This window comes from Nocardioides sp. SYSU D00038, from assembly GCF_016924665.1.
Classification (GTDB): Bacteria; Actinomycetota; Actinomycetes; order Propionibacteriales; family Nocardioidaceae; genus Nocardioides.
In genome coordinates this window covers 1-26,105 of sequence record NZ_JAFFJT010000038.1, presented here as the reverse complement: position 1 = coordinate 26,105, position 26,105 = coordinate 1, and the positions used below count along the sequence as shown (strand labels likewise).

The following is a 26,105-nucleotide window of genomic DNA, read 5'->3' as shown; positions in this document are numbered from 1 at the left end:
GGCACCCCTCGCCGGACCCGGGGACGACGGGGTCCGGGGGTCGGCGCCCCCCACCCCGCCCGGTAGATTCCGACACCTGATGCCCGCGGATGTCACGGCCCTGATCGCCGACGTCGTCGAGAAGTACGACGCCGAGCTGGTCGCCCTGCGCCGCGACCTGCACGCCCATCCCGAGCTCTCCTGGTCCGAGACCCGCACCAGCCGCCTGGTCACCGAGCAGCTGGTGCAGGCCGGCTGGGAGCTCCAGCACGTCGAGGGCACCGGCGTCGTCGCCGACCTCGGCTCCGGCCCCCGCACCGTCGCCCTGCGCGCCGACATGGACGCGCTGCCGGTGCAGGACCTCACCGACGACCCGTGGCGCAGCACCGTCCCCCACGTGGCCCACGCCTGCGGGCACGACGTCCACACCACCGCCCTGCTCGGGGCCGCGCTGGCCCTCGCCGAGGTGCACCACCGCAAGGGCCTCGACGGTCGGATCCGGTTGGTCTTCCAGCCGGCCGAGGAGGTCATGCCCGGAGGGGCGATGCACCTGATGGCGCTGGGCAAGCTCGACGGCGTCGAGCGGGTCTTCGCCCTCCACTGCGACCCCGGCGTCGACGTCGGCCAGGTCGGGCTCCGGCTGGGCCCGCTCACCAGCGCGGCCGACCGGGTCGAGGTCCGGCTCGAGGGCCCCGGGGGCCACACCTCGCGACCGCACCTGACCGGCGACCTCACCTTCGCGCTGGCCAAGGTCACCACCGAGCTGCCCGCCGTGCTCAGCCGCCGGATGGATCCGCGCGCCGGGATCAGCGTGGTCTGGGGCCTGCTCCGCGCCGGCTCGGCCGCCAACGTCATCCCCGACCACGGCCTGGTCTCCGGCACCGTCCGCATCCTCGACGCGGTGGCCTGGTCCGACTGCGAGCGGGTGGTCCGCGAGGTCGTCGACGAGCTGGTGCGGCCCTACGGGGTGACCGCCCGGATCGACTACCAGCGCGGCGTGCCGCCGGTGGTCAACGAGCCGGTCAGCCACAGCCTGCTCGCCGACGCGGTCCGGGCGGTGCTCGGCGACGACGGCCAGGTGATCGCGCCGCAGAGCCTGGGCGGCGAGGACTTCGGCTGGTACCTCGAGAAGGTGCCCGGCGCGATGATGCGGCTCGGCACCCGCACGCCGGGCGGCCCGACGTACGACCTCCACCAGGGGAACCTGCGCGTCGACGAGCGCGCGATCGGCATCGGTGCCCGGCTGCTGGCCGAGAGCGCGGTGCGCTCGCTGGCGGCCGACCCCGCCTGAGCGTCGTCCGCCACCACCGGCGCGCGGCGACAAGTCTGCCGAAAACCCCGGTGCCGAGATGGCGCATTTCGCCCATGGACGTAGTCCGGCACCTCGGGGTTGACTGTGCGGACTCCCGACCGGGCGGGCCGCACCTCGCAGCACGATCACAGCCAGATCACCAGCAAGATCACAAGTTCGTCACGGGAACGTCCGCGTCGTCGCCCTGGCCTCTCCAGGCCCTAGGGTCAGCAGTGTCTCGACGCCCGATCCCGCGGCGCACCACAGCACGACAATCTAGGAGGCGTCTTGCGACGCAGCAGAAAGCTCGCAGCACTGCTCACGGCCGGGATCCTGTCCCTGGCCGCGACGGCGTGCGGCGGTGACAGCGACAACGGCGACGCCGACGACCCGAGCACCGGGGGCGGCGACGCGCCCAGCTCCGACATCAAGGTCGGCATGGCCTACGACGTCGGCGGTCGCGGCGACCAGTCCTTCAACGACTCCGCGGCCAAGGGCCTCGACCAGGCGGTCGAGGAGTTCGGCATGGAGCCCCAGGAGTCCGAGGCCGAGGACGGCGAGGCCGAGACCGCCCGCGAGGAGCGGCTGCGCACCTTCGCCGACGCCGGCTACGACCCGATCATCGCGGTGGGCTTCGCCTACGCCGCGTCGGTCGGCAAGGTCGCCAAGGAGTACCCCGAGGTCCACTTCGCGATCATCGACGACGCCAGCCTCGAGGCCGAGCCCAACGTCGCCAGCCTGGTCTTCGCCGAGGAGCAGGGCTCGTTCCTGGTCGGCGCCGCGGCCGCGCTCAAGTCCGAGGCCGGCCACGTCGGCTTCGTCGGCGGTGTCGAGACGCCGCTGATCCAGAAGTTCGAGGCCGGCTACGTCGCGGGCGCCCAGGCGGTCAACCCCGACATCAAGGTCGACGTCAAGTACCTCACCCAGGTGCCCGACTTCTCCGGCTTCGCCGACCCCGCCAAGGGCAAGACGGCTGCGCAGGGCATGTACGACGCCGGCGCCGACATCGTCTACCACGCCGCGGGCGGCTCGGGTGGCGGCGTCTTCGAGGCCGCGTCCGAGGCCGGCGCGAAGGCCATCGGCGTCGACTCCGACCAGTACAACACCGCCGACCCGGCGGTGAAGGACGTCATCCTCACGTCGATGCTCAAGAACGTCAACGTCGCGGTCTACGAGTACCTCAAGTCGATCGCCGACAGCGGCGGCGAGGAGTTCCCGGCCGGCGTCACCACCTACGACCTGTCGGTCGACGGTGTGGGCTACTCCACCAGCGGTGGCTTCGTCGACGACATCACCGGTGACCTCGACGAGTTCAAGCAGCAGATCATCGACGGCGAGATCGAGGTCCCGACCGCTCCGTGATCCACTGAGCAGCACCCGACCGGGGCTGCGGGCGCGCGCCAGCGCGGGCCCGCAGCCCCGTTCCCTTGCCAGGCCGTCCCTGCCCGCCCTCCTGTCCGGCGCGACGGCCCGGCGGTAGCGTTCGAGCAGCCCACAGCCAAGGAGGCCCGACCCCCGTGTCCACCACCACCGCACCGACCCCGGCCACGCCGGGCACCGCTCCGGTCTCGGTCCGGCTCCGCGGGATCGGGAAGCGCTTCCCCGGCGTGATCGCCAACGACGACATCAACATCGACGTGCGGCGCGGCACCATCCACGCCATCGTCGGCGAGAACGGTGCCGGCAAGTCGACGCTGATGAAGATCCTCTACGGCGTGCAGCCGCCCGACTCCGGCACCATCGAGATCAACGGCACCGAGGTCACGCTCTCCTCGCCCGCCGACGCGATCCGGGCCGGCGTGGGGATGGTCTTCCAGCACTTCATGCTGGCCGACAACCTCACGGTCCTCGAGAACGTCGTGCTCGGCGCCGAGAAGCTGCACGGGATCGGCGGCAGGGCGCGCGCGGAGATCACCCGGATCTCTGAGGCCTACGGCCTCGACATCGACCCCGACCGCCTGGTCGAGGAGCTGGGCGTGGGTGCCCGGCAGCGCGTGGAGGTCCTCAAGGTCCTCTACCGCGGCGCGAACGTGATCATCCTCGACGAGCCCACCGCCGTCCTGGTGCCCCAGGAGGTCGACGAGCTGTTCGGCAACCTGCGCGAGCTCAAGGAGGAGGGCCTCAGCGTCATCTTCATCTCCCACAAGCTCGACGAGGTGCTCACGGTCGCCGACGAGATCACCGTGATCCGGCGCGGCACCACGGTCACGACCGTCACCGACACCGAGGGCGTGACCGCCCGCAAGCTGGCCGAGCTGATGGTCGGCTCGCAGCTGCCGTCGCCGTCCACCGAGGCCTCCACCGTCACCGACCAGGTGCTGCTCTCGGTGCGCAACCTGAGCCTGCCGGCCCCCGGCGGCCGCCCGCTGCTCGACGACATCAGCTTCGACATCCACCGCGGCGAGGTGCTCGGCATCGCCGGCGTCGAGGGCAACGGCCAGGCCGAGCTCGTCGAGGCGGTCATGGGCATGCGCCCCGGCACCACCGGCACGATCACCCTGGCCGGCACCGACCTCGGCCCCCTGTCCAACCGGGCCCGCCGCGAGAGTGGCATCGGCTACATCCCCGAGGACCGTCACCGCCACGGGCTGCTGCTCGACGCGCCGCTGTGGGAGAACCGGGTGCTCGGCCACCAGGGCCGGGCGCCGAGCTCCAGGCACGGCCTGATCGACCGCAGGGGCGCGCGCGACGACACGCTCCGGATCATCGAGGAGTACGACGTCCGCACGCCCGGCCCCGACGTCCTGGCCCGGGCGCTCTCCGGCGGCAACCAGCAGAAGCTGATCGTCGGCCGCGAGATGAGCGGCGACCCGGTGCTGCTGATCGCGGCCCACCCCACCCGCGGTGTCGACGTCGGCGCCCAGGCGGCCATCTGGCAGCACATCAAGAACGCCCGCAAGGAGGGACTCGCGGTGCTCCTCATCTCCGCCGACCTCGACGAGCTGATCGGCCTCTCCGACACCATCGAGGTGATCCTGCGGGGTCGGTTGGTCGGCACCTTCGACCCCGGCGCCGTGACGCCGGAGCAGCTCGGCTCGGCGATGACCGGGGCAGGGGAGTCGGCATGACCCGCCTCGTCACCCTCGGCCTGGGCATCCTGGCCGCCGGGCTCGCGCTGGTGGCGGCGTTCGCCATCACCAGCCTGGTGCTGATCGTCGCGGGGGACCCCGCGGGCGAGGTGTGGGGCGAGATCCTGTCCTGGCCCGAGAGCCGCAACCTGACCAACATCATCAACAACGCCACGGTGCTGTACCTCTCGGCGCTGGCGGTGGCGATCGGGTTCCGGATGAACCTGTTCAACATCGGCGTCGACGGCCAGTACCGCGTCGCGGCGTTCACCGCCGCCGTGGTGGCCGGCGAGGCGTGGCTGCCGGGCTACCTCAACACCGCGCTGGCGATCCTGGCCGCCATGGCCGTGGGTGCGGTCTGGGCCGGCATCGCCGGCCTGCTGCGCGCCAGCCGCGGCGTCAGCGAGGTCATCTCGACCATCATGCTGAACTTCATCGCCACCAGCCTGGTCGCCTACCTGCTCCGCAAGGCCGCGGTCGACGCCGAGGGCAGCAACGCCGTCAACACCAAGCCGGTGCCCGAGGGCAGCCGGATCGGCGGCTTCTCCATCGGCGACGGCCCCGGCGAGGTCTACGGCTTCGTGTTCATCGCCGCCGCGGCCGGGTTCCTGTTCTGGTTCGTGCTGAACCGCACCCGGTTCGGGTTCGACCTGCGCGCCACCGGCCGGTCCACGACCGCCGCGGTCGCCAACGGCATCAACGTCAACAAGATGGTGCTGGCCACCATGTGCCTCTCCGGCGCGGTCGCCGGCCTGGTCGGTCTGCCGATCCTCTTCGGCAGCCAGTTCTCCTACGGCTCGACGTTCCAGTCCGGGCTGGGCTTCGCCGGAATCGCGATCGCGTTGCTCGGCCGCAACCACCCGGTCGGCATCGCGCTCGGCGCGCTGCTCTTCGCGTTCCTCGACGAGCAGTCCAACCCGCTGCAGATCCTGGTCGGCGTCTCGCCCGACATCGTCGCCATCACCCAGGGCGTGATCGTGCTGACGGTGGTGATCAGCTACGAGCTGATCCGGCGCTACGCCGTCCGCCTCGAGCAGCAGCGGGTCGCCCGGGCGCTGGCGCCCTCGGCGCCGACCCCGCCCCCCACGTCCGGCCCGTCCGGCGAGGCCGAGGAGGTCAAGGCATGAGCATCCCCGCCGCCGCCACGGGGATCACCCCCGACGTCGCCGCGCCGGCCCCCCGCCGCCGGATCCGGCTGCGCTGGGTGCTGGTCGGCTTCCTGGTGCTGCTCGCCGCGATGTCGCTCCTCGAGGTCATCACCGGCGCCAACGACCTGACCTCGTCGGGCACCATGGGCGCCACGCTGATCGCCACCGTGCCGATCCTGCTGGCCGGCCTCGGCGGCCTCTGGTCGGAGCGGGCCGGCATCGTCAACATCGGCCTCGAGGGCATGATGATCCTCGGCACCTGGGGAGCGGGCTACTTCGGCTTCCACTACGGCGCGTGGGCCGGGGTCGCCGGAGCCGTGCTCATGGGCATGCTCGGCGGGCTCCTGCACGCCGTGGCCACCGTGATCTTCGGCGTCGACCACATCATCTCCGGCGTCGCGATCAACATCATCGCGCTCGGCGCGGTGCAGTACCTCGCCGCGCTGACCTTCACCGGCCTCGAGGGCGGCGGCACCACCCAGTCGCCCAAGATCCCCGACGTGCAGGCGCTCACGATCGAGCCGCTCAGCGACGCCCTCGGCGACCTCGAGGGCAAGGACATCTTCCTGGTCTCCGAGGTCGCGGCCGTGCTGCGCGCGCTGTGCACCAACCTCTCCTCGCTGGTCGTGGTGGCGGTGCTCCTGCTGGTGCTGACCTGGTGGCTGCTCTGGCGCACGTCGTTCGGCCTGCGGCTGCGCTCGTGCGGCGAGAGCCCGGCCGCGGCGGAGTCGCTCGGCGTCAACGTGATGCGCTACAAGTTCGTCGCCGTGCTCGTCTCGGGTGGCCTCGCCGGCCTGGCCGGTGGCTTCCTGGCGATGGTCGCGGCCAGCAACTACCGCGACGGCCAGACCGGCGGCCGCGGCTACATCGGCCTCGCCGCGATGATCTTCGGCAACTGGCGGCCCAGCGGGCTGCTCGCCGGGTCGGGGCTGTTCGGCTACACCGAGACCGCCGGGCTCCGCCAGGGCAGCAGCTCGGTGCTGGCGCTGCTGCTCGCCGTCGCCGTGCTGGCCCTGGTCGCCGCGGTCTGGCAGTTCCGCAAGGGCGCCCGCACCGCGGCCGTCGTGACCGCCGGCGTGGGCGTGCTGGTCGGCGTCGTCTACTTCGTCGTCGACGAGGTGCCGGAGCAGTTCACGAGCATGGCGCCCTACGTGATCACCCTGCTGGTGCTCGCGTTCGCCTCCCAACGACTACGCATGCCGGCGGCGGACGGACAGATCTACCGCAAGGGGAGTGCTGGTTAGCGTGGCCGCCGACGACCAGGGGACGGGTGCGTCCACATCCGGGGTGCCCGCATCCGACGGCACCGTCGACTGGGCCGCGCTCAAGGACGCGGCCGAGGAGGCGATGACCCACGCCTACGCGCCGTACTCGCGGTTCCGGGTCGGCGCCGCCGCCCGGGTCGACGACGGCCGCGTCGTGGTGGGCTGCAACGTCGAGAACGCCGCCTACGGCGTCGCGCTGTGCGCGGAGTGCGGGCTGGTCAGCCAGCTGCACATCACCGGCGGCGGCCGACTCACCCACTTCGTGTGCGTCAACGGCGACCGCGAGGTGATCATGCCGTGCGGGCGCTGCCGCCAGCTGCTGTTCGAGAACGGCGGACGCGAGCTGTCGCTGTGGACCGTGTCGGGCGTCAAGACCATGGACGAGGTGCTGCCGGATGCGTTCGGTCCCGACGACCTCTCTTGACCTGTTCTCGCCCGACGTCGTCGCCGACCCCTACCCCTTCCTCGCCGACGAGCGGGCGCGCCACCCGGTCGCCTGGCACGACGGGCTGGGCCAGTACCTCACGTTCGCCCACGCGACCGTCGGCGCCGTGCAGCGCGACCGGCGGCTCGGCCGGCTGTGGCGCGACAAGCAGCCCGAGGACCGCTTCGAGCCGTTCAACCTGCTCCACCGCAACCAGATGATGGAGAACGAGCCGCCCGAGCACACCCGGCTGCGGCGTCCGGTCGCCGGCGCCTTCGCCCGCGGTCACGTGGAGCGGCTGCGGCCCCGGGTGCGTGAGCTGGCCGCCGGGCTGCTTGACGAGGTCGACCCGGCCTCCTTCGACGTGATCGCCGACTACGCCGAACCGCTGCCGGTGCTGGTGATCGCCGAGCTGCTGGGGGTGCCGGCGTCGTACGCCTCCGACCTGCGGGACTGGTCGCAGGCGATCGTGCGGATGTACGAGGTCGGCACCACGCCCCAGGTCGAGGCCGCCGCGATCGCGGCGGCCGAGCAGTTCGCCGGGCTGGTCCGCGAGCTGGTGGCCGCCCGGCGCGCCACCCCGCAGGCCGACCTGATCACCGACCTGGTCGCCACCGAGCTGTCGGAGGACGAGGTCGTGGCGGCGGTGGTGCTGCTGCTCAACGCCGGCCACGAGGCGTCGGTCAACGTGTTCGGCAACGGCCTGGTCGCGATGCTCCAGCGCGGCCTGCGCCCGGCCGACGACGTCGCGCTCACGGTCGAGGAGATGCTGCGCTTCGACTCCGCGCTCCAGCTCTTCGTCCGGACCGCCACCGCGGACGTCGAGTTCGGCGACGTCACCGTGCGGGAGGGCGAGCAGGTCTGCGCGCTGCTGGGTGCGGCCAACCGCGACCCGGCCGTCTTCGAGCGGCCCGACGACTTCGAGGTCGCCCGGGCCACCAACCCCCACCTCGCCTTCGGCGTGGGGGTGCACTTCTGCCTCGGCGCCCCGCTGGCCCGGATGGAGCTGGTGGAGTCGGTGTCGGCGCTCTTCGCGCGGCACCCGTCGCTGGCGCTGGCCGGGGACCCGGAGAGCCGGGGCACGTTCGTCCTGCGGGGCTACCGCAGGGTCCAGGTCGGAGGGAAGAGGACATCATGACGCAGCACGACGCCGTCGAGGTGATCGTCGCCAAGCGCGACGGCCAGGAGCTCAGCGACAGCCAGATCGACTGGGTGATCGACGCCTACACGCGCGGCGACGTCGCCGACGAGCAGATGTCGGCGCTGGCGATGGCGATCCTGCTCAACGGGATGGACCGACGCGAGATCGCCCGCTGGACCGGGGCGATGATCGCCTCCGGGGAGCGGATGGACTTCTCCGGGCTGAGCCGCCCGACCGCCGACAAGCACTCGACCGGCGGCGTGGGCGACAAGATCACGCTCCCGCTGGCGCCGCTGGTCGCGGCCTGCGGGGTCGCGGTGCCGCAGCTCTCGGGCCGCGGGCTGGGCCACACCGGCGGCACGCTCGACAAGCTCGAGGCGATCCCGGGCTGGCGCGCCGGGCTCTCGAACGAGGAGATCCTCGACCAGCTGGAGTCGCTGGGCGCGGTGATCTGCGCGGCCGGCGACGGCCTGGCCCCGGCGGACAAGAAGCTCTACGCCCTGCGCGACGTCACCGGCACGGTCGAGGCGATCCCGCTGATCGCCTCGTCGATCATGAGCAAGAAGATCGCCGAGGGCACCGGCGCGCTGGTGCTCGACGTCAAGGTCGGCACCGGTGCGTTCATGAAGGACGAGGCGTCGGCCCGCGAGCTGGCCGAGACCATGGTCGCGCTCGGCACCGACGCCGGGGTGCACACGGTTGCGCTGCTCACCGACATGTCCACCCCGCTGGGCCTGACCGCCGGCAACGGCATCGAGGTCGAGGAGTCGGTGGAGGTGCTCGCCGGAGGCGGCCCGGCCGACGTCGTGGAGCTGACCCTGGCCCTGGCCCGCGAGATGCTGGCCGGCGCCGGCCGCGACGACGTCGACCCGGCCGACCGGCTGGCCGACGGCTCGGCGATGGACGTGTGGAGGCAGATGATCCGTGCGCAGGACGGCGACCCCGACGCCGACCTGCCGGCGGCCCGGGAGTCGCACGTCGTCGAGGCACCCTCGTCGGGGGTGCTGACCCGGCTCGACGCGATGGCGGTCGGCATGGCCGCCTGGCGGCTCGGCGCCGGCCGGGCCCGCAAGGAGGACCCGGTGCAGGCCGCGGCCGGGGTCCGCTGGCACGCCCGGCCCGGCGACGCCGTCACCGCCGGCCAGCCGCTCTTCACGCTGCTCACCGACGAGGCCGACCGGTTCGACCGGGCGCTCGCCTCGCTCGAGGGCGGCTACGACGTCGAGCCCGAGGGCACGGCGTACAGCCCGCGCGACCTGGTGATCGACCGGATCGGCTGAGCGGTACGGTCGACGGGCCGGGCTCAGCCCTCGAGGAGCAGCACCAGCGTCTCGGCCACGCAGGCCGGCTTGGGCTCGCCCTCGATCTCGACGGTGTAGCGGATCGTGAGCTGCTTGCCGGCGGGCAGGTCGGCGACGTCGGGGAACTCGACGTGCGCGCGGACCCGCTTGCCGACGAGCAGGGGGGCGGGGAAGCGCACCTTGTTGACGCCGTAGTTGAGCTTCGGGCCGTCGGTGTCGAGCGAGAACACCATGCTGCCGAGCCACGGCACCAGCGACAGGGTGAGGTAGCCGTGCGCGATGGTGCCGCCGAACGGTCCGTCCTTGGCCCGCTCGACGTCGACGTGGATCCACTGGTGGTCGCCGGTGGCCTCCGCGAACCGGTCGACCCTCTCCTGGGTGATCTCGACCCAGTCGCTGGTGCCGATCTGCTCGCCCGCGGCCGCGGCGACCTCGTCGAGGGTGGTGAACTCGCGCATCGTGTGGGGTCCTCCTCGAGGTGACAGGATGGCGGCCATGAGCACCGCCGCCACCGAACCTAGTGCACCTGCCGCGCTCACCCGGGAACAGGTGCTGCAGGCCCCCAAGGTGCTGCTCCACGACCACCTCGACGGCGGGCTGCGGCCGCAGACGATCATCGACGTCGCGGCCGAGGTGGGCCACCGCCTCCCCGCCGACACTGCCGAGTCGCTCGGCGCCTGGTTCGCCGAGGCCGCCGACTCCGGCTCGCTGGAGCGCTACCTCGAGACCTTCGACCACACCGTCGCGGTGATGCAGACCGCGCCGGCCATCACCCGGGTCGCCCGCGAGTGCGTCGAGGACCTCGCCGCCGACGGGGTCGTCTACGCCGAGGTGCGCTACGCCCCCGAGCAGCACGTCGAGCAGGGTCTCAGCCTCGACGACGTGGTCGCCGCGGTGCAGGCGGGCTTCGAGGAGGGGATGGCGGCCGCGGGCGGCCGGATCGTCGTACGCCAGCTGCTGACCGCGATGCGCCACCAGGCGCGCTCGATGGAGATCGCCGAGCTGTCGATCGCCTGGCGCGACCGCGGGGTCGCCGGCTTCGACATCGCCGGCGCCGAGGCCGGCTACCCTCCGACCCGCCACCTCGACGCCTTCGAGTACCTCCAGCGCGAGAACTCCCACTTCACCATCCACGCCGGCGAGGCGTTCGGGCTCCCGTCGATCTGGGAGGCGATCCAGTGGTGCGGCGCCGACCGGCTCGGCCACGGCGTCCGGATCAACGACGACGTCACCGTCCACGACGACGGCAGCGTCGAGCTGGGCCGGCTCGCGGCGTACGTGCGCGACAAGCGGATCCCGCTGGAGATGTGCCCCGCCTCGAACGTGCAGACCGGCGCCGCCGCCTCGATCGCCGAGCACCCCATCGGCCTGCTCAAGCGGCTCCGGTTCCGGGTCACCGTCAACACCGACAACCGCCTGATGAGCCGCACCTCGATGACCGACGAGCTCTGGAACCTCGCCCAGGCCTTCGGCTACGGCCTCAAGGACCTGGAGTGGTTCACGGTCAACGCGATGAAGTCGGCGTTCCTGCCCTTCGACGAGCGGTTCGCGCTGATCCAGGAGCAGATCAAGCCGGCGTACGCCGCCATGGCCGCCGCCGCTGGTTGAGGAAGTCGCGCCAGCGCCACCCACCGGTAGTTGAGGAAGTCGCGCCAGCGACCGTCTCGAAACCCCGGCGGCCGACCGCCCTCCCGCAACCACCGGACGGGGGCGCGGGTGTCGCCGACCCGGCGCTTGTTGTCGCTGCGGCGAAGGCTGGGTCGTCCACCGTGGGAACGGGAGGGTTCTCGTCTCACCGGGTTTCGAGACAGGACTGCGTCCTTCCTCAACCAGCGACCCACCGGTGGTTGAGGAAGTCGCGCTAGCGACTGTCTCGAAACCCCGCACCGAAGCGCCCTCCGGTGGGAACGGGAGGGTTCTCGGCCCACCGGGTCTCGACGACGCTCGCTGCTCGACCAGCGGTTGGTCGTCGTTCCTCAACCAGTGGACTCGGGGAGCACCACGAACCACGGGCGGGTCCAGCGGCCGAACGGCAGCCGGCGGGTCTCGAACGAACGGCGGGGGACGGCGACGACCGCGCCGCGGGCGGGGTCGTGGACGCGGAGGTCGCGGGGGTTGCCGCCGACGGCCAGGACGACGTGGCGGGGCAGCCACCGGTCGCCGACGTAGAGCGGCACCGGGCGGCCGTCGGTGACGGCGGCCAGCACCCGGTCGTACCAGCCCCCGAGGTCGCCGAGCGTGACGTGGACGTCGTGGTCGACCGCCGGGAGGCCCGGGCCGGAGGTGGCGGAGAGCTGGCGGGCGACCGCCCAGGGCGGGGTGCCGACGACGCGCGGCCACGGCAGCTGCAGCGCCCCCTGGACGTCGACGAGGCCGGTGACCCGGCGGTGCATCGCGAGCGTCTCGTCGCCGAACCGCTCGGCGGGAGTGCCCGGCAGCGTCAGGCCGGTGACCGGGTGCCGGCCGTCGTTGACCAGCTCGGCGTAGTCGGGGTCGACCACCATCCGGGCGGCGACCAGGCAGGCGGCGCCGCACGAGCGCTGGTCGGGCTGGCGCAGGCCCCTGCCCAGCACCGACGAGGTCACGGCTGCCGGTCCGCGAGGCGCAGCCGCCCGATCGCGGCGTACGCCTCGTCGGGCGAGACCGGCTCGCAGCCGCGGGCGACCGCGTCGGAGACCACCCGGCGCTGGTCGCGCAGCAGGGCGAGCCCGCGGCGCACCAGCACCAGCGGCGGCTTGCGGTGCTCGCGCAGGTCGCGGGTGAGCCGGCGCCAGAAGGTGACGACCGGGTGCTGGCGCACGCAGTACGCCGCGGCGAGCAGCCCCGCCTCGCGGCAGGCCGCGACGACGTGCTGGGCGAAGATGCCCTCGGCGACGAAGAGGTCCTGGCCGAGCAGGTCGAGGGTGTGCCAGCCGTGCCGGCCGTCGCGGGCGATCTCGTAGAGCGGCACCGAGGCGACGCCGGCGGTGCACAGCGCGGTGAGCGCCGCCATCGCGTCGTCGGGCAGCCAGGAGTCGGGGTGGTCCCAGTCGACCAGGCCGGCGTTCGCGCCCTCGGTGATCCGAGGGAGGCTCGGGTCGTCACCGTCCTTGTAGAAGTCGTCGAGCCGGAGGACGGGGAGGCCGACCCGCTCCGCGAGCCGCGACTTCCCGGCTCCCGAGGGGCCCGCCAGGACGATCACGCGAGCTCGCACCCGCCCATTCTGCCCTCCGGGCCGGGGCAGCGCCTAAGCCGGCTTGGGCTCCCAGTTGCCGGGGTCGTTCATCACGTCGGAGTTGGCCTCCTCGACCATCGGCCACTTGTTCTGGGGCAGGCCCCGGGCGCCGCTGGCGAGCTGCTGCCAGCTGGTGGCCGCGGTGGTCGCCTGCTCGACGAGGAACTCCACGAGCAGGTCGGCGATGTCGACGATGTTGTTCCAGATCGCCTTGGCCAGCTCGAACGCCGCCGGGATCTCGAAGGAGATGATCGCGTCCGCCTCGGTGGCGACCTTGAAGCAGCCGATCAGGTCACCGATCCAGCTCGCGAGCTCCCTGGCCAGCTTCCGCCACAGGGTGAGGATCTGGTTGGCGACGTTGCTGGTGAGCGTGGCCCCGGCGTCCATCGCCAGGCTGAGGTCGCGCAGCGCGGCGTCCTCGGTGGTGGCGACCGCCTTGTAGTTCTCGGCGGCGTAGCCCTGCCAGTCGTGGTTGAAGATCACCAGCTTCTGGGCCAGGTCGCCCTCGCGGTAGATGGTGGCCTTCACCGAGGAGAAGTCGGCGGCGTAGTCGATGAGGCTCATCGGGCGGCCCGCGAGGTCGCCGACGGCGTCCCACACGTTCTCCTGCACCTCGGCGGCGGTCTCGAGGATCCAGGGGTGGATCTCGTTGTTCCAGCGCTCGATCGCTCGCTCGACGGTGTCGCCGGGCAGGATCGCGTCGAAGAACCCGCTGAGGCCGGAGGCCGCGTCGCTGAGGAAGCCGGCGATCCGGCGGATCTCCTCGTTGAGCTGGTCGACGAAGTCGCCCATGTCCTCCTCGACCTGGGCCTGGAGCTGCTCGAAGGTGTCGATGGTGCTCACGGTGGCCTCAGATCATGGCGTCGAGCGTGGCCATGTCGGTGGCCACGGTCGCGTCGGTGTCGTCGTAGTGGTTGGCGGTCGAGACCAGTGCCGCGGCGATGTAGCGGAAGCAGCGCTCGGCGTCGTCGAGGGCCGTGGCCATGGCGGTGGTCCAGGTGTCGTAGTGGTCGGCGACGCCGTAGAGGCCGGCGAGGTAGCCGAAGTCGGCGCCCTTGCCGACGCCGGGCTCGATGGTGGTGCCTGCGGTGGCGGCGTCCTCGGCGTGTCCGTCCCAGACGGTCGCGTGGGTGCGGAGGGTCTCGGACTGGACCTGGAAGCTCATCGGGCGTCCCTCTCGGAGTAGGCGTCTGCGAAGGCCTCCGCCACGGCGGCGGAGACCTGGGTGGCGGTGGCGTGGGCAAGCCAGGCGGGCAGCGCCTCGACCCGGCCGCGGGAGGAGGCGGGGGGCAGGTGGACCTCGACGCACTCGTTGCGGGACCGGCCGGTGACCGGGCCGGGCCGGCGCCGGGGCCGCCCGGAGAGGTGCTCCTCGGTGCGGATCCGGTGGCGCTCGAGCAGCTCGCGGGAGGGGCCGATCCTGCGCACCGGCTCGGCCGTCGGCACCGGACGCGCGCCGCCCGTGCCGGCCGCGGACTGGGCGCCCAGCCGGGAGACCAGCGCGTCGCGCCAGGCGCCGGCCAGGGCGGCGTCGAGGCCGTCGGGCGTGCGGACCCGGTCGATGCGCAGCACCTCCAGCGAGACCAGCCGGTGGGTCGGGTCGAGGGTCACCCGCAGCGAGCCCTCCGGGTCGGTGCCGGTGAGGGGGCCGTCGCCGGCGTAGATGCCGGTCGTGTCGCGGGCCCGCAGCTCGTCGAGCCGGGCTGCCGTGGTGGCGTCCATCCGCGGTCCTTCCCGAGTAGGTGGAGGGGTGCCTGACGGCAGGCATGCCCGTCTCGTCGATGCCTGAAACACCTTGCCCTGCTGGGGTTTCAGCCCTGGCCGAGTCGGGAAGGAGCGACCCATGCGTCTGTCCCGGGGACCGCTCGCCCTGCTGCTCGGCACCCTGCTCGTCGTCGCCGTCGGGTGCGGCGGCGACGACGTCGCCGACGACCCGGTGGGCGCCGAGCCGTCGTCGTCGACCCCGGACGACGCCACCTGCCGCGAGCTGGTGGGCGAGGCGGTGGTCGAGGCGCTGGGGTGGGCCGGCGTGCCGGCCGCGACCGAGCACGCCGGTCGCTGCGAGCGGGTCTCGCCCGACCACGGCAGCGTCACCGTGCGCTCCGAGGCGCTGGTCGACCCGGTCGACGACGTGCTGGCCGCGGCTTGCACGGGCCTGCGCGAGGCCGGCGGCACCGTCGCCGAGCCGGAGCCGTTGGCCGGCACCGACCGCTCGTGCTCGAGCCGCTACGCCGGCGACACCGGCGTGGCGACCCTCTACTACGTCAACGACGGCGACCGGGTCGTGCAGCTGCGCGTCGCCGCGCACGCGCCGACCGACCAGAACGCGCTCGGGGCGGGGCTGGCGGCGTTGGTGACGACCACCCGGGGCTGGGACGTCGAGGCGGCCGGCTAGACCCCGATCGGGTGCCAGACGGTCTTGGTCTCAAGGAAGTCGGTCATCGTGTCGAGGCCGGGCTCCGCGGCCCAGTCGGGCTCGGCCGCCGGCGCCCGGCGGACCCGCTTGAGGTTCTCGGCGGCGGCGACCTCGAGGTCGGTCGCCAGCGCCGCGTCGCCCGCGACGCCCACCAGGTCGATGGCGTTGACGTCCATGTGGGAGGCCAGCCACGGCGCGACCGTGGCCGCGGAGCCGGTGAGCAGGTTGACCACGCCCCCCGGCACGTCGGACGTCGCGAGCACCTCGGCGAAGGTCACCGCGGGCAGCGGTCGGGCGTAGGAGGAGACCACGACGACGGTGTTGCCGGTGACCACGACCGGGGCGAGGGTGGTGACCAGCCCGAGCAGCGACGACCGCTGCGGGGCGAGCACCGCCACCACGCCGGTGGGCTCGGGTGTGGAGAGGTTGAAGAACGGACCGGCCACGGGGTTGGCGTTGCCGGTCACCTGGGCGATCTTGTCGGCCCAGCCGGCGTACCAGACCAGCCGGTCGATCGCGGTGTCGACGACCTTGTCGGCGCGACCGGCGTTCAGACCCTCGGACTGCTGCACGGCGAGGCTGAACTGGGGGCGGCGGTCCTCCATCACCTCGGCGACCCGGTAGAGCACCTGGGCGCGGTTGTACGCCGTGCGCCCGGCCCAGCCCTTGAAGGCCGCGCGGGCGGCCACGACGGCGTCGCGGGCGTCCTTGCGCGAGGCGAGCGCGGCGTTGGCGACGAAGCCGCCCTTGGCGTCCTCGACGGCGTAGGAGTGCCCGGACTCCGAGCGGGGGAAGGCCCCGCCGATGTAGAGCTTGTAGGTCTTGCGGACGTCGACGCGCGCAGCCATGTCAGCTACCGCCCTTCAGGTAGGAGGCGAGGCCGTGGCGCCCGCCCTCCCGGCCGTAGCCGGACTCCTTGTAGCCGCCGAACGGGCTGGTGGGGTCGAACTTGTTGAACGTGTTGGCCCACACCACCCCGGCGCGCAGCTCGTTGGCCATCTTGAGGATCCGCGAGCCCTTCTCGGTCCAGACGCCGGCGGACAGGCCGTAGGGGGTGTTGTTCGCCTTCTCGACGGCCTCGGCCGGGGTGCGGAAGGTCAGCACCGAGAGCACCGGGCCGAAGATCTCCTCGCGGGCGATCCGGTGGGCCTGGGTGACGCCGGTGAACAGCGTCGGCACGAACCAGAAGCCGTGGGCCGGGAGCTCGCACTCCGGCGACCAGCGGCCGGCGCCCTCGGCCTCGCCGACCTCGGCGAGCTCGCGGATCCGGGCCAGCTGCTCGGCGGAGTTGATCGCGCCGACGTCGGTGTTCTTGTCGAGCGGGTCGCCCACGCGCAGGGTCGACATCCGGCGCTTGAGGCGCGCCAGCAGCTCCTCGGCCACCGACTCCTGCACCAGCAGCCGCGACCCGGCGCAGCAGACGTGGCCCTGGTTGAAGAAGATGCCGTTGACGATGCCCTCGACCGCCTGGTCGAGCGCGGCGTCCTCGAAGACGATGTTGGCGGCCTTGCCGCCCAGCTCGAGGGTGACCTTCTTCTCGGTGCCTGCGACCGTCTTGGCGATCGCGCGGCCGACGTCGGTCGAGCCGGTGAAGGCCACCTTGTCGACGCCGGGGTGCGCGACCAGCGCGCGGCCGGTCTCGCCGGCGCCGGTGACGATGTTGACCACGCCGGGCGGGAGGTCGGCCTGCTGGCAGATCTCGGCGAACAGCAGGGCGGTCAGCGGCGTGGTCTCGGCGGGCTTGAGCACCACGGTGTTGCCGCACGCCAGGGCCGGCGCGATCTTCCAGGCCAGCATCAGCAGCGGGAAGTTCCACGGGATCACCTGGCCGGCGACGCCCAGCGGGGTGGTGCCGTAGCCGGCGTGCTCGAGCTTGTCGGCCCACCCGGCGTAGTAGAAGAAGTGCGCGGCCACGGTGGGGACGTCGACGTCGCGCGACTCGCGGATCGGCTTGCCGTTGTCGATCGACTCCAGCACCGCCAGCTCGCGCGAGCGCTCCTGGATGATCCGCGCGATCCGGTAGAGGTACTTGGCGCGCTCGGCGCCCGGCATCCGCGACCAGACCCGCTCGTAGGCGCGGCGCGCCGCCCGCACCGCCGCGTCGACGTCGGCCTCGTCGGCCTCCGCGACCTCGGCGAGGACCTCCTCGGTGGCGGGGTTGATGGTCTTGAACGCCGTGCCGCCGCCGTCGACGAACTCGCCGCCGACGAACAGCCCGTACGACGCGCGGATGTCCACCACCGACCGCGACTCCGGCGCGGGGGCGTACTCAAAGACGTTGCTGCCGACCGGGGTGCGCGGGGTGGCCGTGCGGTCGGAGGGCGGAGAGTTGTCAGCCATGCGGGTGCCCCTCAGTCAAGGGTGAAGTAGTCGGGGCCGGAGTAGCGGCCCGTGGTCATCTTGGTGCGCTGCATGAGCAGGTCGTTGAGCAGCGTAGAGGCGCCGAACCGGAACCAGTCGGGGTCGAGCCAGTCGGCCCCGGCGACCTCGTTGACCATCACCAGGTACTTGATGGCGTCCTTGCTCGACCGGATCCCGCCGGCGGGCTTGACCCCCACCATCTGGCCGGTGGCCTCGCGGAAGTCGCGGACCGCCTCCAGCATCACCAGCGTGACCGGCAGCGTGGCTGCCGGCTGCACCTTGCCGGTGGAGGTCTTGATGAAGTGGCCGCCGGCCATCATCGCCAGCCACGACGCGCGCCGGACGTTGTCGAGGGTCTGCAGCTCGCCGGTCTCGAAGATCACCTTCAGGTGCGCCTCGCGGCCGTCGGCGGCGGTGCACGCCTCGCGCACCGCGACGATCTCCTCGAACACCTGGAGGTAGCGACCGGACAGGAACGCGCCCCGGTCGATGACCATGTCGATCTCGTCGGCACCCGCCGCCACGGCGTCGCGGGTGTCGGCGAGCTTGACGTCGAGCGCCGCGCGGCCGGAGGGGAAGGCGGTGGCGACCGAGGCCACCTTGACGCCGCTGTCGCCGAGCACCTGCTTCACGTCGGCGACCATGTCGGGGTAGACGCAGACCGCGGCCGCGGGCGGGCAGGTGGGGTCGGACGGGTCGGGCCGCATCGCCTTGGCGGCCAGGGCGCGGACCTTGCCCGGCGTGTCCTGGCCCTCGAGGGTGGTGAGGTCGACCATCCGGATCGCCAGGTCGAGAGCGAACGCCTTGGCGGTGGTCTTGATGGAGCGGGTCCCGAGCTGGGCGGCCCGCGCCTCCGCACCCACCTGGTCGACACCGGGCAGGCCGTGCAGGAACCGTCGCAGCGAGGAGTCCGACCCGACGACGTCGGAGAAGTCCCAGCCTGCGGGTGCCTCAGGGGTGGCAGGAGCTGGCATGCCGTCCAGCATAGGGTTGCGGCGGGGACACGTCGCAAACACCGAGGAGGGGCCGTGACCACCGAGCCCGAGCGGGTCGAGCGCTTCGCGGCGCACGACGGCCAGGTCACCGGCGTCCTCGGGCTGGGCCTCTGCGCGGCCGTGGTGGTCACCTGGGCCGTCGACACCTCCGCGGTGCCGCGCTGGCTGGTGGCCGGCGCCCTCGTGGCGGCCGTGCTGGTGTGGGCCGCGAGCTTCCGGCCGCGGGTCTCGGTGGAGGGCGACACCCTGGTGCTGCGCAACATGCTGACCACGACCCACGTGCCGCTCGCGGCGATCGACAAGGTGGTCGTGCGGCAGGTGCTGGCGGTGTTCGTCGGGGAGCGGCGGATCGCGAACGCCGGGGTCGGCCGCAGCCGCAGGCAGGCCCAGCGCCGCCGTCCGGTGCCCGGGGCGCTGCCCGCTGCCGACGAGCCCACCTCGCGCCGCGACGTCGTCGACGTGGCCGACCACGTGGAGACCCGGCTCGCCCAGCTGGTGCAGGAGGAGCGCACCCGGCTGGGGCTGCGCCGCGGCTCGCCGGAGCTCGAGGCGCTGGCCGCCGAGGTGCGCACCGAGCCGGCGCGGCTCGAGCTGGCGCTGCTGGCCGCGGCGTTGGTGCTGCTCGTCGTCGCGCTGCTCGTCTGAGCGTCGGCCAGATCCTCGGTCAGATCCCCGCGGCGGCGCGGACGTCGTCGCGCACCGCGGCGAGCAGGTCGGCCGCGGCCGCCCGGGCGTCGTCGACGGGTCCATCGGCCGGCACCGGCACGACCACCTCGAGGTAGCACTTCAGCTTGGGCTCGGTGCCGCTCGGGCGCACGACGACGCGGGCGCCCTGCGCGAGCCGGTACCGCAGCCCGTCGGTGGGCGGCAGCTCGGCGCTGCCGGCCGCGAGGTCGTCGGCCTGCTCGACGGCGAGCCCGCCGAGCGAGGTGGGCGGGGTGGTGCGCAGCCGCTCCATCGCGGCGCCGATCTCGGCCAGGTCGGTGACCCGCACCGAGAGCTGGTCGGTGGCGTGCAGGCCGTGCTCGCGGGCGATGTCGTCGAGGACGTCGAGCAGGGTGCGGCCCTGCGCCTTGACCCGCGCGGCCAGCTCGCACAGCAGGAGCAGCGCCGAGACGCCGTCCTTGTCGCGCACGTGCTCGGGGTCGACGCAGTAGCCGAGCGCCTCCTCGTAGCCGAAGGCCAGGCCCTCGACCCGGCCGATCCACTTGAAGCCGGTGAGGGTCTCGACGTACTGCCGTCCGGCCGCGGCGGCCATCCTGCCGAGCAGGCTGGAGGAGACGATCGACGCGGCGTAGGTGCCGGGCTTGCCGGCCGCGAGCAGCGTGTGGCCGAGCAGGGCGCCCACCTCGTCGCCGCGCAGCATCCGCCACCCCTGCCGCGTCGGCACCGCCGCGGCGCACCGGTCGGCGTCGGGGTCGTTGGCGACCACGAGGTCGGCGTCGCTCTCCTCGGCGAGCGCCATCGCGAGGTCCATCGCGCCGGGCTCCTCGGGGTTGGGGAACGCGACGGTCGGGAACTCCGGGTCGGGCTCCTCCTGCTGGCTCACCACCCGGGGCGCGTCGAACCCCGCGGTCTCGAGGACCTGCAGCACCGAGGTGCCGCCGACGCCGTGCAGCGGCGTGTAGACCAGCGAGAGGTCGCGGGGGCCGTCGGCTGCCAGGCCGGCGACGGTGTCGAGGTAGCGGTCGACGACGTCCTCGCCGAGCACGGTGCCGCCGGCGCCGCGCGGCACGTCGGCCAGCGCCCCCACCGCCGCGATCCGGTCGGCGATGCCGGTGTCGGCCGGCGGCACGATCTGGCTGCCGTCGCCGAGGTAGACCTTGTAGCCGTTGTCCTCGGGCGGGTTGTGGCTGGCGGTGACCATCACGCCCGCGGAGCACCCGAGCTCGCGGATCGCGAACGCCAGCAGCGGGGTCGGCAGCGGCCGGGGCATCAGCCAGGCCTTGAAGCCCGCGCCGGTCATCACCTCGGCGGTGTCGCGCGCGAACACGTCGCTGTTGTGGCGGGCGTCGTAGCCGATCACGACCGGGGCGGTGGCGCCCTGCTCGCGCAGGTACGCCGCGAGCCCGGCCGCCGCGCGCACCACGACCACCCGGTTCATCCGGTTCGGGCCGGCCCCCAGGGCGCCCCGGAGGCCGGCGGTGCCGAACTCCAGGGGCCCCGAGAACCGGTCGGCCAGGTCGGCACGGGCGGGCTCGTCGCCGGCCTCCACCGCCGCCACGACGGCGGCGAGCTCGGCGCGCGTCTGCTCGTCGGGGTCCTCGGCCAGCCAGGCGCGGGCGCGGTCGAGGAGGTCGGCGACGACGGTGTCCATGACGGCACCGTAGTCCCTGCCCCGCGACGGCCCGGGGTCAGCGGTCGATGGTGCTCATGTCGCCGTAGCGCTCGCCCACGACGGCGTCGCGGGGCACCGCCGCCTCGAGCGCGGCCAGGTCGTCGGCGGTCAGCCGGACGTCGAGGGCGCCGAGGTTCTCCTCCAGGTAGGCGACCCGCTTGGTGCCGGGGATCGGCACCACGTCGTCGCCTTGGGCGAGCACCCAGGCCAGCGCGAGCTGGCCGGGGGTGCAGCCGTGCTCGGCGGCGAGCCGGCCGACCTGCTCCACCAGCGCCAGGTTGGCCTCGAGCGCCTCGCCCTCGAACCGCGGGAAGCGGCCGCTGGCGCGCGAGTCGCCCGCGTCGAGGCTCTCGCGGGTGAGACGACCGGTCAGGATGCCGCGGCCCAGCGGGGAGTAGGGCACCAGGCCGATGCCGAGCTCGCGGACGGTGGGCAGGACCTCGTCGTCGAGGTCGCGGGTGAACAGGCTGTACTCGCTCTGCAGCGCGGTGATGGGGTGCACGGCATGCGCCCGGCGGATGGTCTCGGCCGAGGCCTCCGAGAGGCCGAGGTGGCGCACCTTGCCCGCATCGACGAGCTCCTTCATCGCCCCGACGGTCTCCTCGATGGGGACCGTGCGGTCGACCCGGTGCTGGTAGTAGAGGTCGATGTGGTCCACCCCCAGGCGCTCCAGCGAGGCGTCGCACGCCCGGCGCACGTAGTCGGGGGAGCCGTTGACGCCGAGCCAGCCGCCGTCGGGAGTGCGCTCGTTGCCGAACTTGGTGGCGAGCTGGACCTCGTCGCGTCGGCCGCGGATCGCGCGACCGACGAGCTGCTCGTTGGTGAAGGGGCCGTACATGTCGGCGGTGTCGAGGAACGTCGCGCCGAGGTCGATCGCGCGCCGGATGGTGTCGATGCCGGTCTGCTCGTCGGCGGTGCCGTAGAACTCCGACATGCCCATGCAACCGAGGCCGAGGGCGGAGACGGTCAGGGGCGAGGTGGTCCCGAGGGTGCGGGTCTGGGTGGTCATGCCCCTACTGAAGCCGTTGGAGCGCGCTCCAGGTCAAGACCCGCCCGCCGGAGCTTGTCCTCGTAGATCCCGATCTTGCGGTCGATGGCACCCAGGTGACGGGTGACCTCGGCCAGCTCGACCAGCACCTGCTGCTTGTGGGCGTGCAGGAGGGCCAGCCGCGCCGTCTCGTTGCCCTCGCCGCCACGGACCAGCTCGGCGTAGCGACGTACGTCGCGGATCGGCATGCCCGTGGCGCGCAGGCAGGTCACGAGCTCGATCCAGCGCAGGTCGGACTCGGAGTAGCGGCGGTGGCCGGTGGCGGACCGGGCGACCGGCTGGAGCAGCAGGCCGTCGCGCTCGTAGTAGCGCAGCGTGTCGGCGGACAGGCCGGTGGCCTGGGCGGCCTCGGCGATGCTGAGACCGGGACTCGGGGTGCTCACCGCGCCAGTCTGCTCCCTGGAGTGCGCTCCGGGTCAACCGCCCGTGCCGAGTCGTCGTTACTCGTGCCGAGTAACGACGGCCGGGGGGGGGGGGCCGCGGGCCCCCCCCGCCGGGGGTCCGGGGGGGGCGGGGGCCCCCCCCCCCCCCCACTCGGCGGGGTCAGGCGCGGCGGAACCGGTCGAGCTGGTCGCCGAGCTCGGCGAAGAGGGCCTGGTTGAGGCGGAAGGCGACCCGGACCTCGTCGACGACGCGCTGCTTGGCGGTGGCGTCGAGGCCGAGGGCGTCGAGGCGGGCGCGGTAGGCGTCCTTGTAGGGCTTGGGCTTGGGGATCTCGGCGAACTCGTAGAACGCGACCCCGGCCCCCTCGAGGTCGAACTCCCGGTCGAGGATCCGGCCGATGGCCTGGCCGCCGGAGAGGTCGCCGAGGTAGCGGGTGTAGTGGTGGGCGGCGTAGAGGCCGCCCCAGGCGGCGCTGGCCTCGACCCGCTCGCGATAGGCGTCGGCGGCGGGGGAGTCGACCTCGCGGTCGGCACCCGGCGCCCAGTGCTCGAGGTCGGCCTCGATGGCGGCCAGCCGCTCCAGCGCCGGGTCGTGGACGGCGGCCACCACGGGGTCGTCGGCGTGGGCCCGGCCGACGGCCTCGAGGGCGACGTAGACCTGCCGCAGCCGGAGGAGGTAGGCGGCGTAGCCGGCCTCGGCCACCCGCCCGGCCAGCAGCTCGGACATGAACGAGGAGTGCTCCGCGGCCTCGTGCTCGGTCATCGAGCCGGTGCGCATCGCGGTGGACAGCGGCTGCTCGAGGGCGGCCTGCTCGACGACGGTCACGGGTGGGCCTCTCGGTGCGACGTGCGGTTCCTGACACAGTGTCGGGAACATGCTGACGGGTTGTCAAGAACCCTAGCAAGGTCAGGCTTGCCTAACCTCACCGTACCGCTCCGCGGACAGGGCGCGGACCACGAACTCCTCGACCGCGTCCGGCGGCACCCCCCGGGCGGTGAGGCAGGCGTGCACGAGCGACATCGCCGCGCGCACGTCGTCGAACCGCAGCGCGCCGGCGTCGCGCCCGCCCGAGAGGACGTCGGCGAGCACCTGCTCGACGGCCAGCACGTGCTCGCGGATCTGGAGCAGCGAGTCCTCGCGCAGGAGGCCGTAGAGCTGGGGGCCGAGGCCCATGTGGAACCGCTGGCCGGGGTCGAGCTGGTGGCGCAGGTAGGTGCGCAGCCGCTCGACCGGGTCGTCGGTGGCGGCCAGGTGGCCGTGGAGATCGGCCAGGTAGCGCTCGGTCTCGGAGGTCGCGAACGCGACCACCACCGACTCCTTGTCGGGAAAGTGGTGGTAGATCGCCGTGCGGCCGAGCCCGGCTCGGGCGGCGATCTGCGCCATCGAGATGGCCTCGTAGCTGTGCTCGGCCATCAGCGCCGCGAAGGCGTCGAAGACGCGGCGGTGCACCTGCACGCGGTGGGCCTCGACGGAGTCGGCGGTGATCCTGGGCACCCGCCGAGGATAGGCCGTCGCCGCACCGCGGCCCCTCCGGACGAGGGGCCGCGGTGCCGGCTGGCGGTGAGGCGTCACCGGACCCGGAAGGTGGCCTTCCTGGTCGAGCCGGTGAAGTCGGCGGTCGCCGCGTAGGTGACCACGACCCGGTAGGCGCCCCTGGCCAGCCGGGGCAGCGCGATGCCGGCCGTGCCGCGCACCAGCGCCTTGGTCGCCGCCTTGACCTTCCGGCCCTGCGCGGTCCGGACGACGACCTTGACCCGACCGGTGACGGGTGCGGCGGTCGGCGAGGTCAGGGCCACCTGCACCTTGCCACCGCGTCGCGGGGTCGGTCGCCTCGCGACGGTGACCGCGGTGCGGGTGGTGGCCCTGGCCACGCGGAGCGTGGTGGTGGCCGAGGAGGCCTCGAGGTTGCCGGTGCCGGCGTAGGTCGCGGTGAGCGGGTGGTCGCCGACCCCCAGCCTGCCGAGGGCGAACGAGGCGGTGCCACCGACCAGCGGGGCCGAGCCGACGACGCTCGCCCCCCGCTTGAGCTGGACCTCGCCCGACACCTCGGCGCCACCCGCCACGGTGACGGTGGCGGTGGCCGCCTGGCCGAACACCCGGGCGGGCGCGCCGAGGCTGGTGCTCGAGGCGGCCTTCTCGAAGCTGAGCGGCGTGAACGTCTCGTACGCCGCGACGTTGGCGCCGCCGCCGGCGTAGGTGTAGATGCCGAAGGTGCCCTCGGCTTCCGCCAGCCACGACCGGTCGACGTGGACCGTGGTGGAGAACGAGCCGTCGGTGCCGAGCACGGTGTAGCTGGGGTTGCTGGCGCTCTGCGGCGGGTTGCTGGCGGCGAACGACGCCGCAGGCACCGCCCAGATCACCGAGACGCCGTTGCGGTGCTCCGTCGGCGCGAGGTTGCGACCCCCGCTGCCGGGGACCGAGGGGCGCCAGTTGTCGGAGAAGCGGCCGAAGGCGACGTAGACCCCCGAGGCGAGGCCGGCGAACGGCGGCCGGGTGCCGGTGGCGAGCGCCGGGTCGAAGTTGCGGCCGGTCACCGTGACGGCGTGCTGGCCGTCGGGCAGCAGGGTGTCGTCGGAGACGCTCACCGCGGGCTCCAGACCGAGGTCCACGTCCACCGGGAGCGGCGGCTTCAGGTCCTGGTTGCCGCCGCAGCCGGTGGAGTAGAAGTGCGGTCGGACGAAGGCCGGGATCGCGGTGACGAATGCCTGGGGCCAGGCCCCCCACCAGCCGGTGGCGCCCCCGCCGGTCGAGCAGGACGTGGCCTGCGGGGCGCCGCCCTCGGGGATGGTGACGGTGCTGCCCTGGTAGTCGGGGGTGGCGCGGAACGAGCCGAGACCGGTGGCCGCGACCGACCCGGCGTCGAACTCCAGCAGGGTGACCCGGCCGAGGTCCTGCGCCGGGGTGGGGTTGCCCTGCATGTCGGCACCCGCGCCGAGGCCGAGGTGCATGGTCAGCTCGCCGTCGCCGTCCTCGTCGAGCGTGAGCTCGGGGTCGCTGTAGATCTCGTCGGGGGCGTTGTACACGGCGGGGTAGGCGTTGACCGTGTAGCTGCCGTCCCAGGTCAGGTCGACCGCGCCGGTCGCGTCGTCGCGGGTGCCGGTGCCGGCGGTGAACTTCACCGCGTTGGGCGTCTTCTGGGTGCCGGCGTTGGCCGGCATCGACGTGACCGGCACGGGGGCGACGACGTACTCGGTCTGGTACGACGCGCCGGCCGGGAGCGGCTCGGTGACGGTGCCGTAGAGCTGGCCGGCGTCACCGGTGAGGTCCTTGATCCGCCACGGGCCGAAGATGCCCTTCTGCGCGTAGCCGCTGATGGCCCAGGTCAGGCTGGCCCCGGTCACCGGGACCTCGGCGGCGTGGGCCGCCGGGGCGGCCGCGGTGGTCCCGGTGGCGGCGAGTCCCGCTGCCGCGAGGACCGAGGCGGTGAGCCGGGCGATGCCGCGGCGCGCGGGGGAGCCCCCCGTGGGCGTGCTGTTCATGCGTGTCCTTTCCTTCTCCTGCTCAGGAGTGAGAGCGCTGCTGCACCTAGCAGCAGCACCACGCCGGCCGCCCACTCGCCGTGGGTGCCGGGGTCCTCGCCCCGCGTCGTGGACGCCGAGGCGTAGACCAGCGGCGCCTCGGGCAGCCGCGGGTCGATGGTCGAGGGGGCGCCGGCCGGCACCGCGGCCGGCGGCACGGCGCCGGGTGCGGCCGGCAGCGCCGGGCCCGGCGGCTGGCCGCCTGCGCCGGGCG

General features: G+C 73.3%; 27 protein-coding genes. 11 read left to right on the top strand and 16 right to left on the bottom strand.

Going from position 1 to position 26,105, the window contains the following annotated elements:
• Positions 1-79: 79 nt before the first annotated feature.
• The 8 genes from JT721_RS20320 to JT721_RS20285 all read left to right on the top strand — a co-directional run bounded on the left by JT721_RS20320 (position 80) and on the right by JT721_RS20285 (position 9,596).
• On the top strand, positions 80-1,270 hold the full coding sequence (locus JT721_RS20320; protein WP_205475256.1) for an amidohydrolase: 1,191 nt from the start codon (positions 80-82) through the stop codon (positions 1,268-1,270).
• 288 nt (positions 1,271-1,558) lie between these two features.
• Positions 1,559-2,632, top strand: coding sequence for a BMP family protein (locus tag JT721_RS20315; RefSeq protein WP_205475255.1), 1,074 nt, complete (start codon positions 1,559-1,561; stop codon positions 2,630-2,632).
• A 155-nt stretch (positions 2,633-2,787) separates the two neighbouring features.
• Positions 2,788-4,338: an ABC transporter ATP-binding protein gene (locus JT721_RS20310; RefSeq protein WP_205475254.1), complete on the top strand. Its 1,551-nt coding sequence runs from the start codon at positions 2,788-2,790 to the stop codon at positions 4,336-4,338.
• Complete coding sequence (locus JT721_RS20305; RefSeq protein WP_205475253.1) at positions 4,335-5,465, top strand: ABC transporter permease; 1,131 nt, start codon at positions 4,335-4,337, stop codon at positions 5,463-5,465. Before JT721_RS20310 ends, JT721_RS20305 begins: the two co-directional genes overlap by 4 nt.
• Positions 5,462-6,730, top strand: coding sequence for an ABC transporter permease (locus JT721_RS20300; RefSeq protein ID WP_205475252.1), 1,269 nt, complete (start codon positions 5,462-5,464; stop codon positions 6,728-6,730). The genes JT721_RS20305 and JT721_RS20300 overlap by 4 nt, the downstream gene beginning before the upstream one ends.
• A gap of 43 nt (positions 6,731-6,773) precedes the next feature.
• On the top strand, positions 6,774-7,175 hold the full coding sequence (locus JT721_RS20295; RefSeq protein ID WP_307828176.1) for a cytidine deaminase: 402 nt from the start codon (positions 6,774-6,776) through the stop codon (positions 7,173-7,175).
• A complete protein-coding gene (locus JT721_RS20290; RefSeq protein WP_205475251.1) occupies positions 7,147-8,313 on the top strand; it encodes a cytochrome P450 in 1,167 nt (388 codons plus the stop codon). Before JT721_RS20295 ends, JT721_RS20290 begins: the two co-directional genes overlap by 29 nt.
• Positions 8,310-9,596 carry a thymidine phosphorylase gene (locus JT721_RS20285; protein WP_205475250.1) on the top strand — a complete coding sequence of 429 codons (1,287 nt, stop codon included), beginning with the start codon at positions 8,310-8,312 and terminating at the stop codon, positions 9,594-9,596. Before JT721_RS20290 ends, JT721_RS20285 begins: the two co-directional genes overlap by 4 nt.
• 23 nt (positions 9,597-9,619) lie before the next feature.
• Here the strand turns inward: JT721_RS20285 and JT721_RS20280 are convergent, their stop codons facing one another.
• Complete coding sequence (locus JT721_RS20280) at positions 9,620-10,075, bottom strand: MaoC family dehydratase (protein ID WP_205475249.1); 456 nt, start codon at positions 10,073-10,075, stop codon at positions 9,620-9,622.
• A 37-nt stretch (positions 10,076-10,112) separates the two neighbouring features.
• Between JT721_RS20280 and JT721_RS20275 the strand changes: the two genes are divergently transcribed.
• Entirely contained in the window at positions 10,113-11,225 is a 1,113-nt protein-coding gene (locus JT721_RS20275; RefSeq protein ID WP_205475248.1) for an adenosine deaminase, read from the top strand.
• A gap of 368 nt (positions 11,226-11,593) precedes the next feature.
• On the opposite strand, the gene JT721_RS20270 is transcribed toward JT721_RS20275, so the two are convergent.
• The 5 genes from JT721_RS20270 to JT721_RS20250 are packed head-to-tail and all read right to left on the bottom strand — an operon-like array spanning position 11,594 to position 14,553.
• Positions 11,594-12,202: a hypothetical protein gene (locus tag JT721_RS20270; protein ID WP_205475247.1), complete on the bottom strand. Its 609-nt coding sequence runs from the start codon at positions 12,200-12,202 to the stop codon at positions 11,594-11,596.
• Entirely contained in the window at positions 12,199-12,810 is a 612-nt protein-coding gene (locus JT721_RS20265; protein WP_205475246.1) for an ATP-binding protein, read from the bottom strand. The genes JT721_RS20270 and JT721_RS20265 overlap by 4 nt, the downstream gene beginning before the upstream one ends.
• Positions 12,811-12,843: 33 nt before the next feature.
• The gene (locus JT721_RS20260) at positions 12,844-13,674 is read right to left on the bottom strand and encodes a hypothetical protein (protein WP_205475245.1); all 831 of its coding nucleotides are present in this window, start codon (positions 13,672-13,674) and stop codon (positions 12,844-12,846) included.
• Between the two features lie 7 nt (positions 13,675-13,681).
• A complete protein-coding gene (locus JT721_RS20255; RefSeq protein WP_205475244.1) occupies positions 13,682-13,996 on the bottom strand; it encodes a hypothetical protein in 315 nt (104 codons plus the stop codon).
• Positions 13,993-14,553, bottom strand: coding sequence for a hypothetical protein (locus JT721_RS20250; RefSeq protein WP_205475243.1), 561 nt, complete (start codon positions 14,551-14,553; stop codon positions 13,993-13,995). The genes JT721_RS20255 and JT721_RS20250 overlap by 4 nt, the downstream gene beginning before the upstream one ends.
• Positions 14,554-14,674: 121 nt before the next feature.
• Here JT721_RS20250 and JT721_RS20245 point away from each other — a divergent pair, with 121 nt between their 5' ends.
• On the top strand, positions 14,675-15,226 hold the full coding sequence (locus JT721_RS20245) for a hypothetical protein (protein WP_205475242.1): 552 nt from the start codon (positions 14,675-14,677) through the stop codon (positions 15,224-15,226).
• On the opposite strand, the gene JT721_RS20240 is transcribed toward JT721_RS20245, so the two are convergent.
• Genes JT721_RS20240 through deoC form a run of 3 tightly spaced genes read right to left on the bottom strand, consistent with a single transcriptional unit; the run spans position 15,223 to position 18,582 of the window.
• The gene (locus JT721_RS20240; protein WP_205475241.1) at positions 15,223-16,095 is read right to left on the bottom strand and encodes an aldehyde dehydrogenase family protein; all 873 of its coding nucleotides are present in this window, start codon (positions 16,093-16,095) and stop codon (positions 15,223-15,225) included. The two genes, JT721_RS20245 and JT721_RS20240, sit on opposite strands and share 4 nt — an antisense overlap.
• 1 nt (position 16,096) lies before the next feature.
• Positions 16,097-17,587, bottom strand: coding sequence for an aldehyde dehydrogenase family protein (locus tag JT721_RS20235; protein WP_205475240.1), 1,491 nt, complete (start codon positions 17,585-17,587; stop codon positions 16,097-16,099).
• Positions 17,588-17,598: 11 nt separating this feature from the next.
• A complete protein-coding gene (gene deoC / locus JT721_RS20230; RefSeq protein WP_205475239.1) occupies positions 17,599-18,582 on the bottom strand; it encodes a deoxyribose-phosphate aldolase in 984 nt (327 codons plus the stop codon).
• A 54-nt stretch (positions 18,583-18,636) separates the two neighbouring features.
• Between deoC and JT721_RS20225 the strand changes: the two genes are divergently transcribed.
• Positions 18,637-19,248 (top strand): hypothetical protein, encoded by a 612-nt coding sequence (locus JT721_RS20225; protein WP_205475238.1) that lies wholly within the window; start codon positions 18,637-18,639, stop codon positions 19,246-19,248.
• Positions 19,249-19,267: 19 nt separating this feature from the next.
• On the opposite strand, the gene JT721_RS20220 is transcribed toward JT721_RS20225, so the two are convergent.
• The 7 genes from JT721_RS20220 to JT721_RS20190 form a co-directional block, all read right to left on the bottom strand.
• Positions 19,268-20,920 carry a phospho-sugar mutase gene (locus JT721_RS20220; protein WP_205475237.1) on the bottom strand — a complete coding sequence of 551 codons (1,653 nt, stop codon included), beginning with the start codon at positions 20,918-20,920 and terminating at the stop codon, positions 19,268-19,270.
• Positions 20,921-20,957: 37 nt separating this feature from the next.
• On the bottom strand, positions 20,958-21,950 hold the full coding sequence (locus tag JT721_RS20215; protein WP_205475236.1) for an aldo/keto reductase: 993 nt from the start codon (positions 21,948-21,950) through the stop codon (positions 20,958-20,960).
• Positions 21,947-22,372 carry a MerR family transcriptional regulator gene (locus tag JT721_RS20210; RefSeq protein ID WP_205475235.1) on the bottom strand — a complete coding sequence of 142 codons (426 nt, stop codon included), beginning with the start codon at positions 22,370-22,372 and terminating at the stop codon, positions 21,947-21,949. Before JT721_RS20210 ends, JT721_RS20215 begins: the two co-directional genes overlap by 4 nt.
• 160 nt (positions 22,373-22,532) lie before the next feature.
• Positions 22,533-23,198, bottom strand: a complete 666-nt coding sequence (locus JT721_RS20205; RefSeq protein WP_307828174.1) for a biliverdin-producing heme oxygenase — start codon at positions 23,196-23,198, stop codon at positions 22,533-22,535.
• 81 nt (positions 23,199-23,279) lie between these two features.
• Entirely contained in the window at positions 23,280-23,867 is a 588-nt protein-coding gene (locus tag JT721_RS20200) for a TetR/AcrR family transcriptional regulator (RefSeq protein ID WP_205475233.1), read from the bottom strand.
• Positions 23,868-23,941: 74 nt separating this feature from the next.
• Positions 23,942-25,852 (bottom strand): Ig-like domain-containing protein, encoded by a 1,911-nt coding sequence (locus JT721_RS20195; RefSeq protein WP_205475232.1) that lies wholly within the window; start codon positions 25,850-25,852, stop codon positions 23,942-23,944.
• The coding region (locus tag JT721_RS20190) for a hypothetical protein (RefSeq protein ID WP_205475231.1) at positions 25,849-26,105 on the bottom strand (257 nt) is incomplete at its 5' end. The genes JT721_RS20190 and JT721_RS20195, both read right to left, overlap by 4 nt.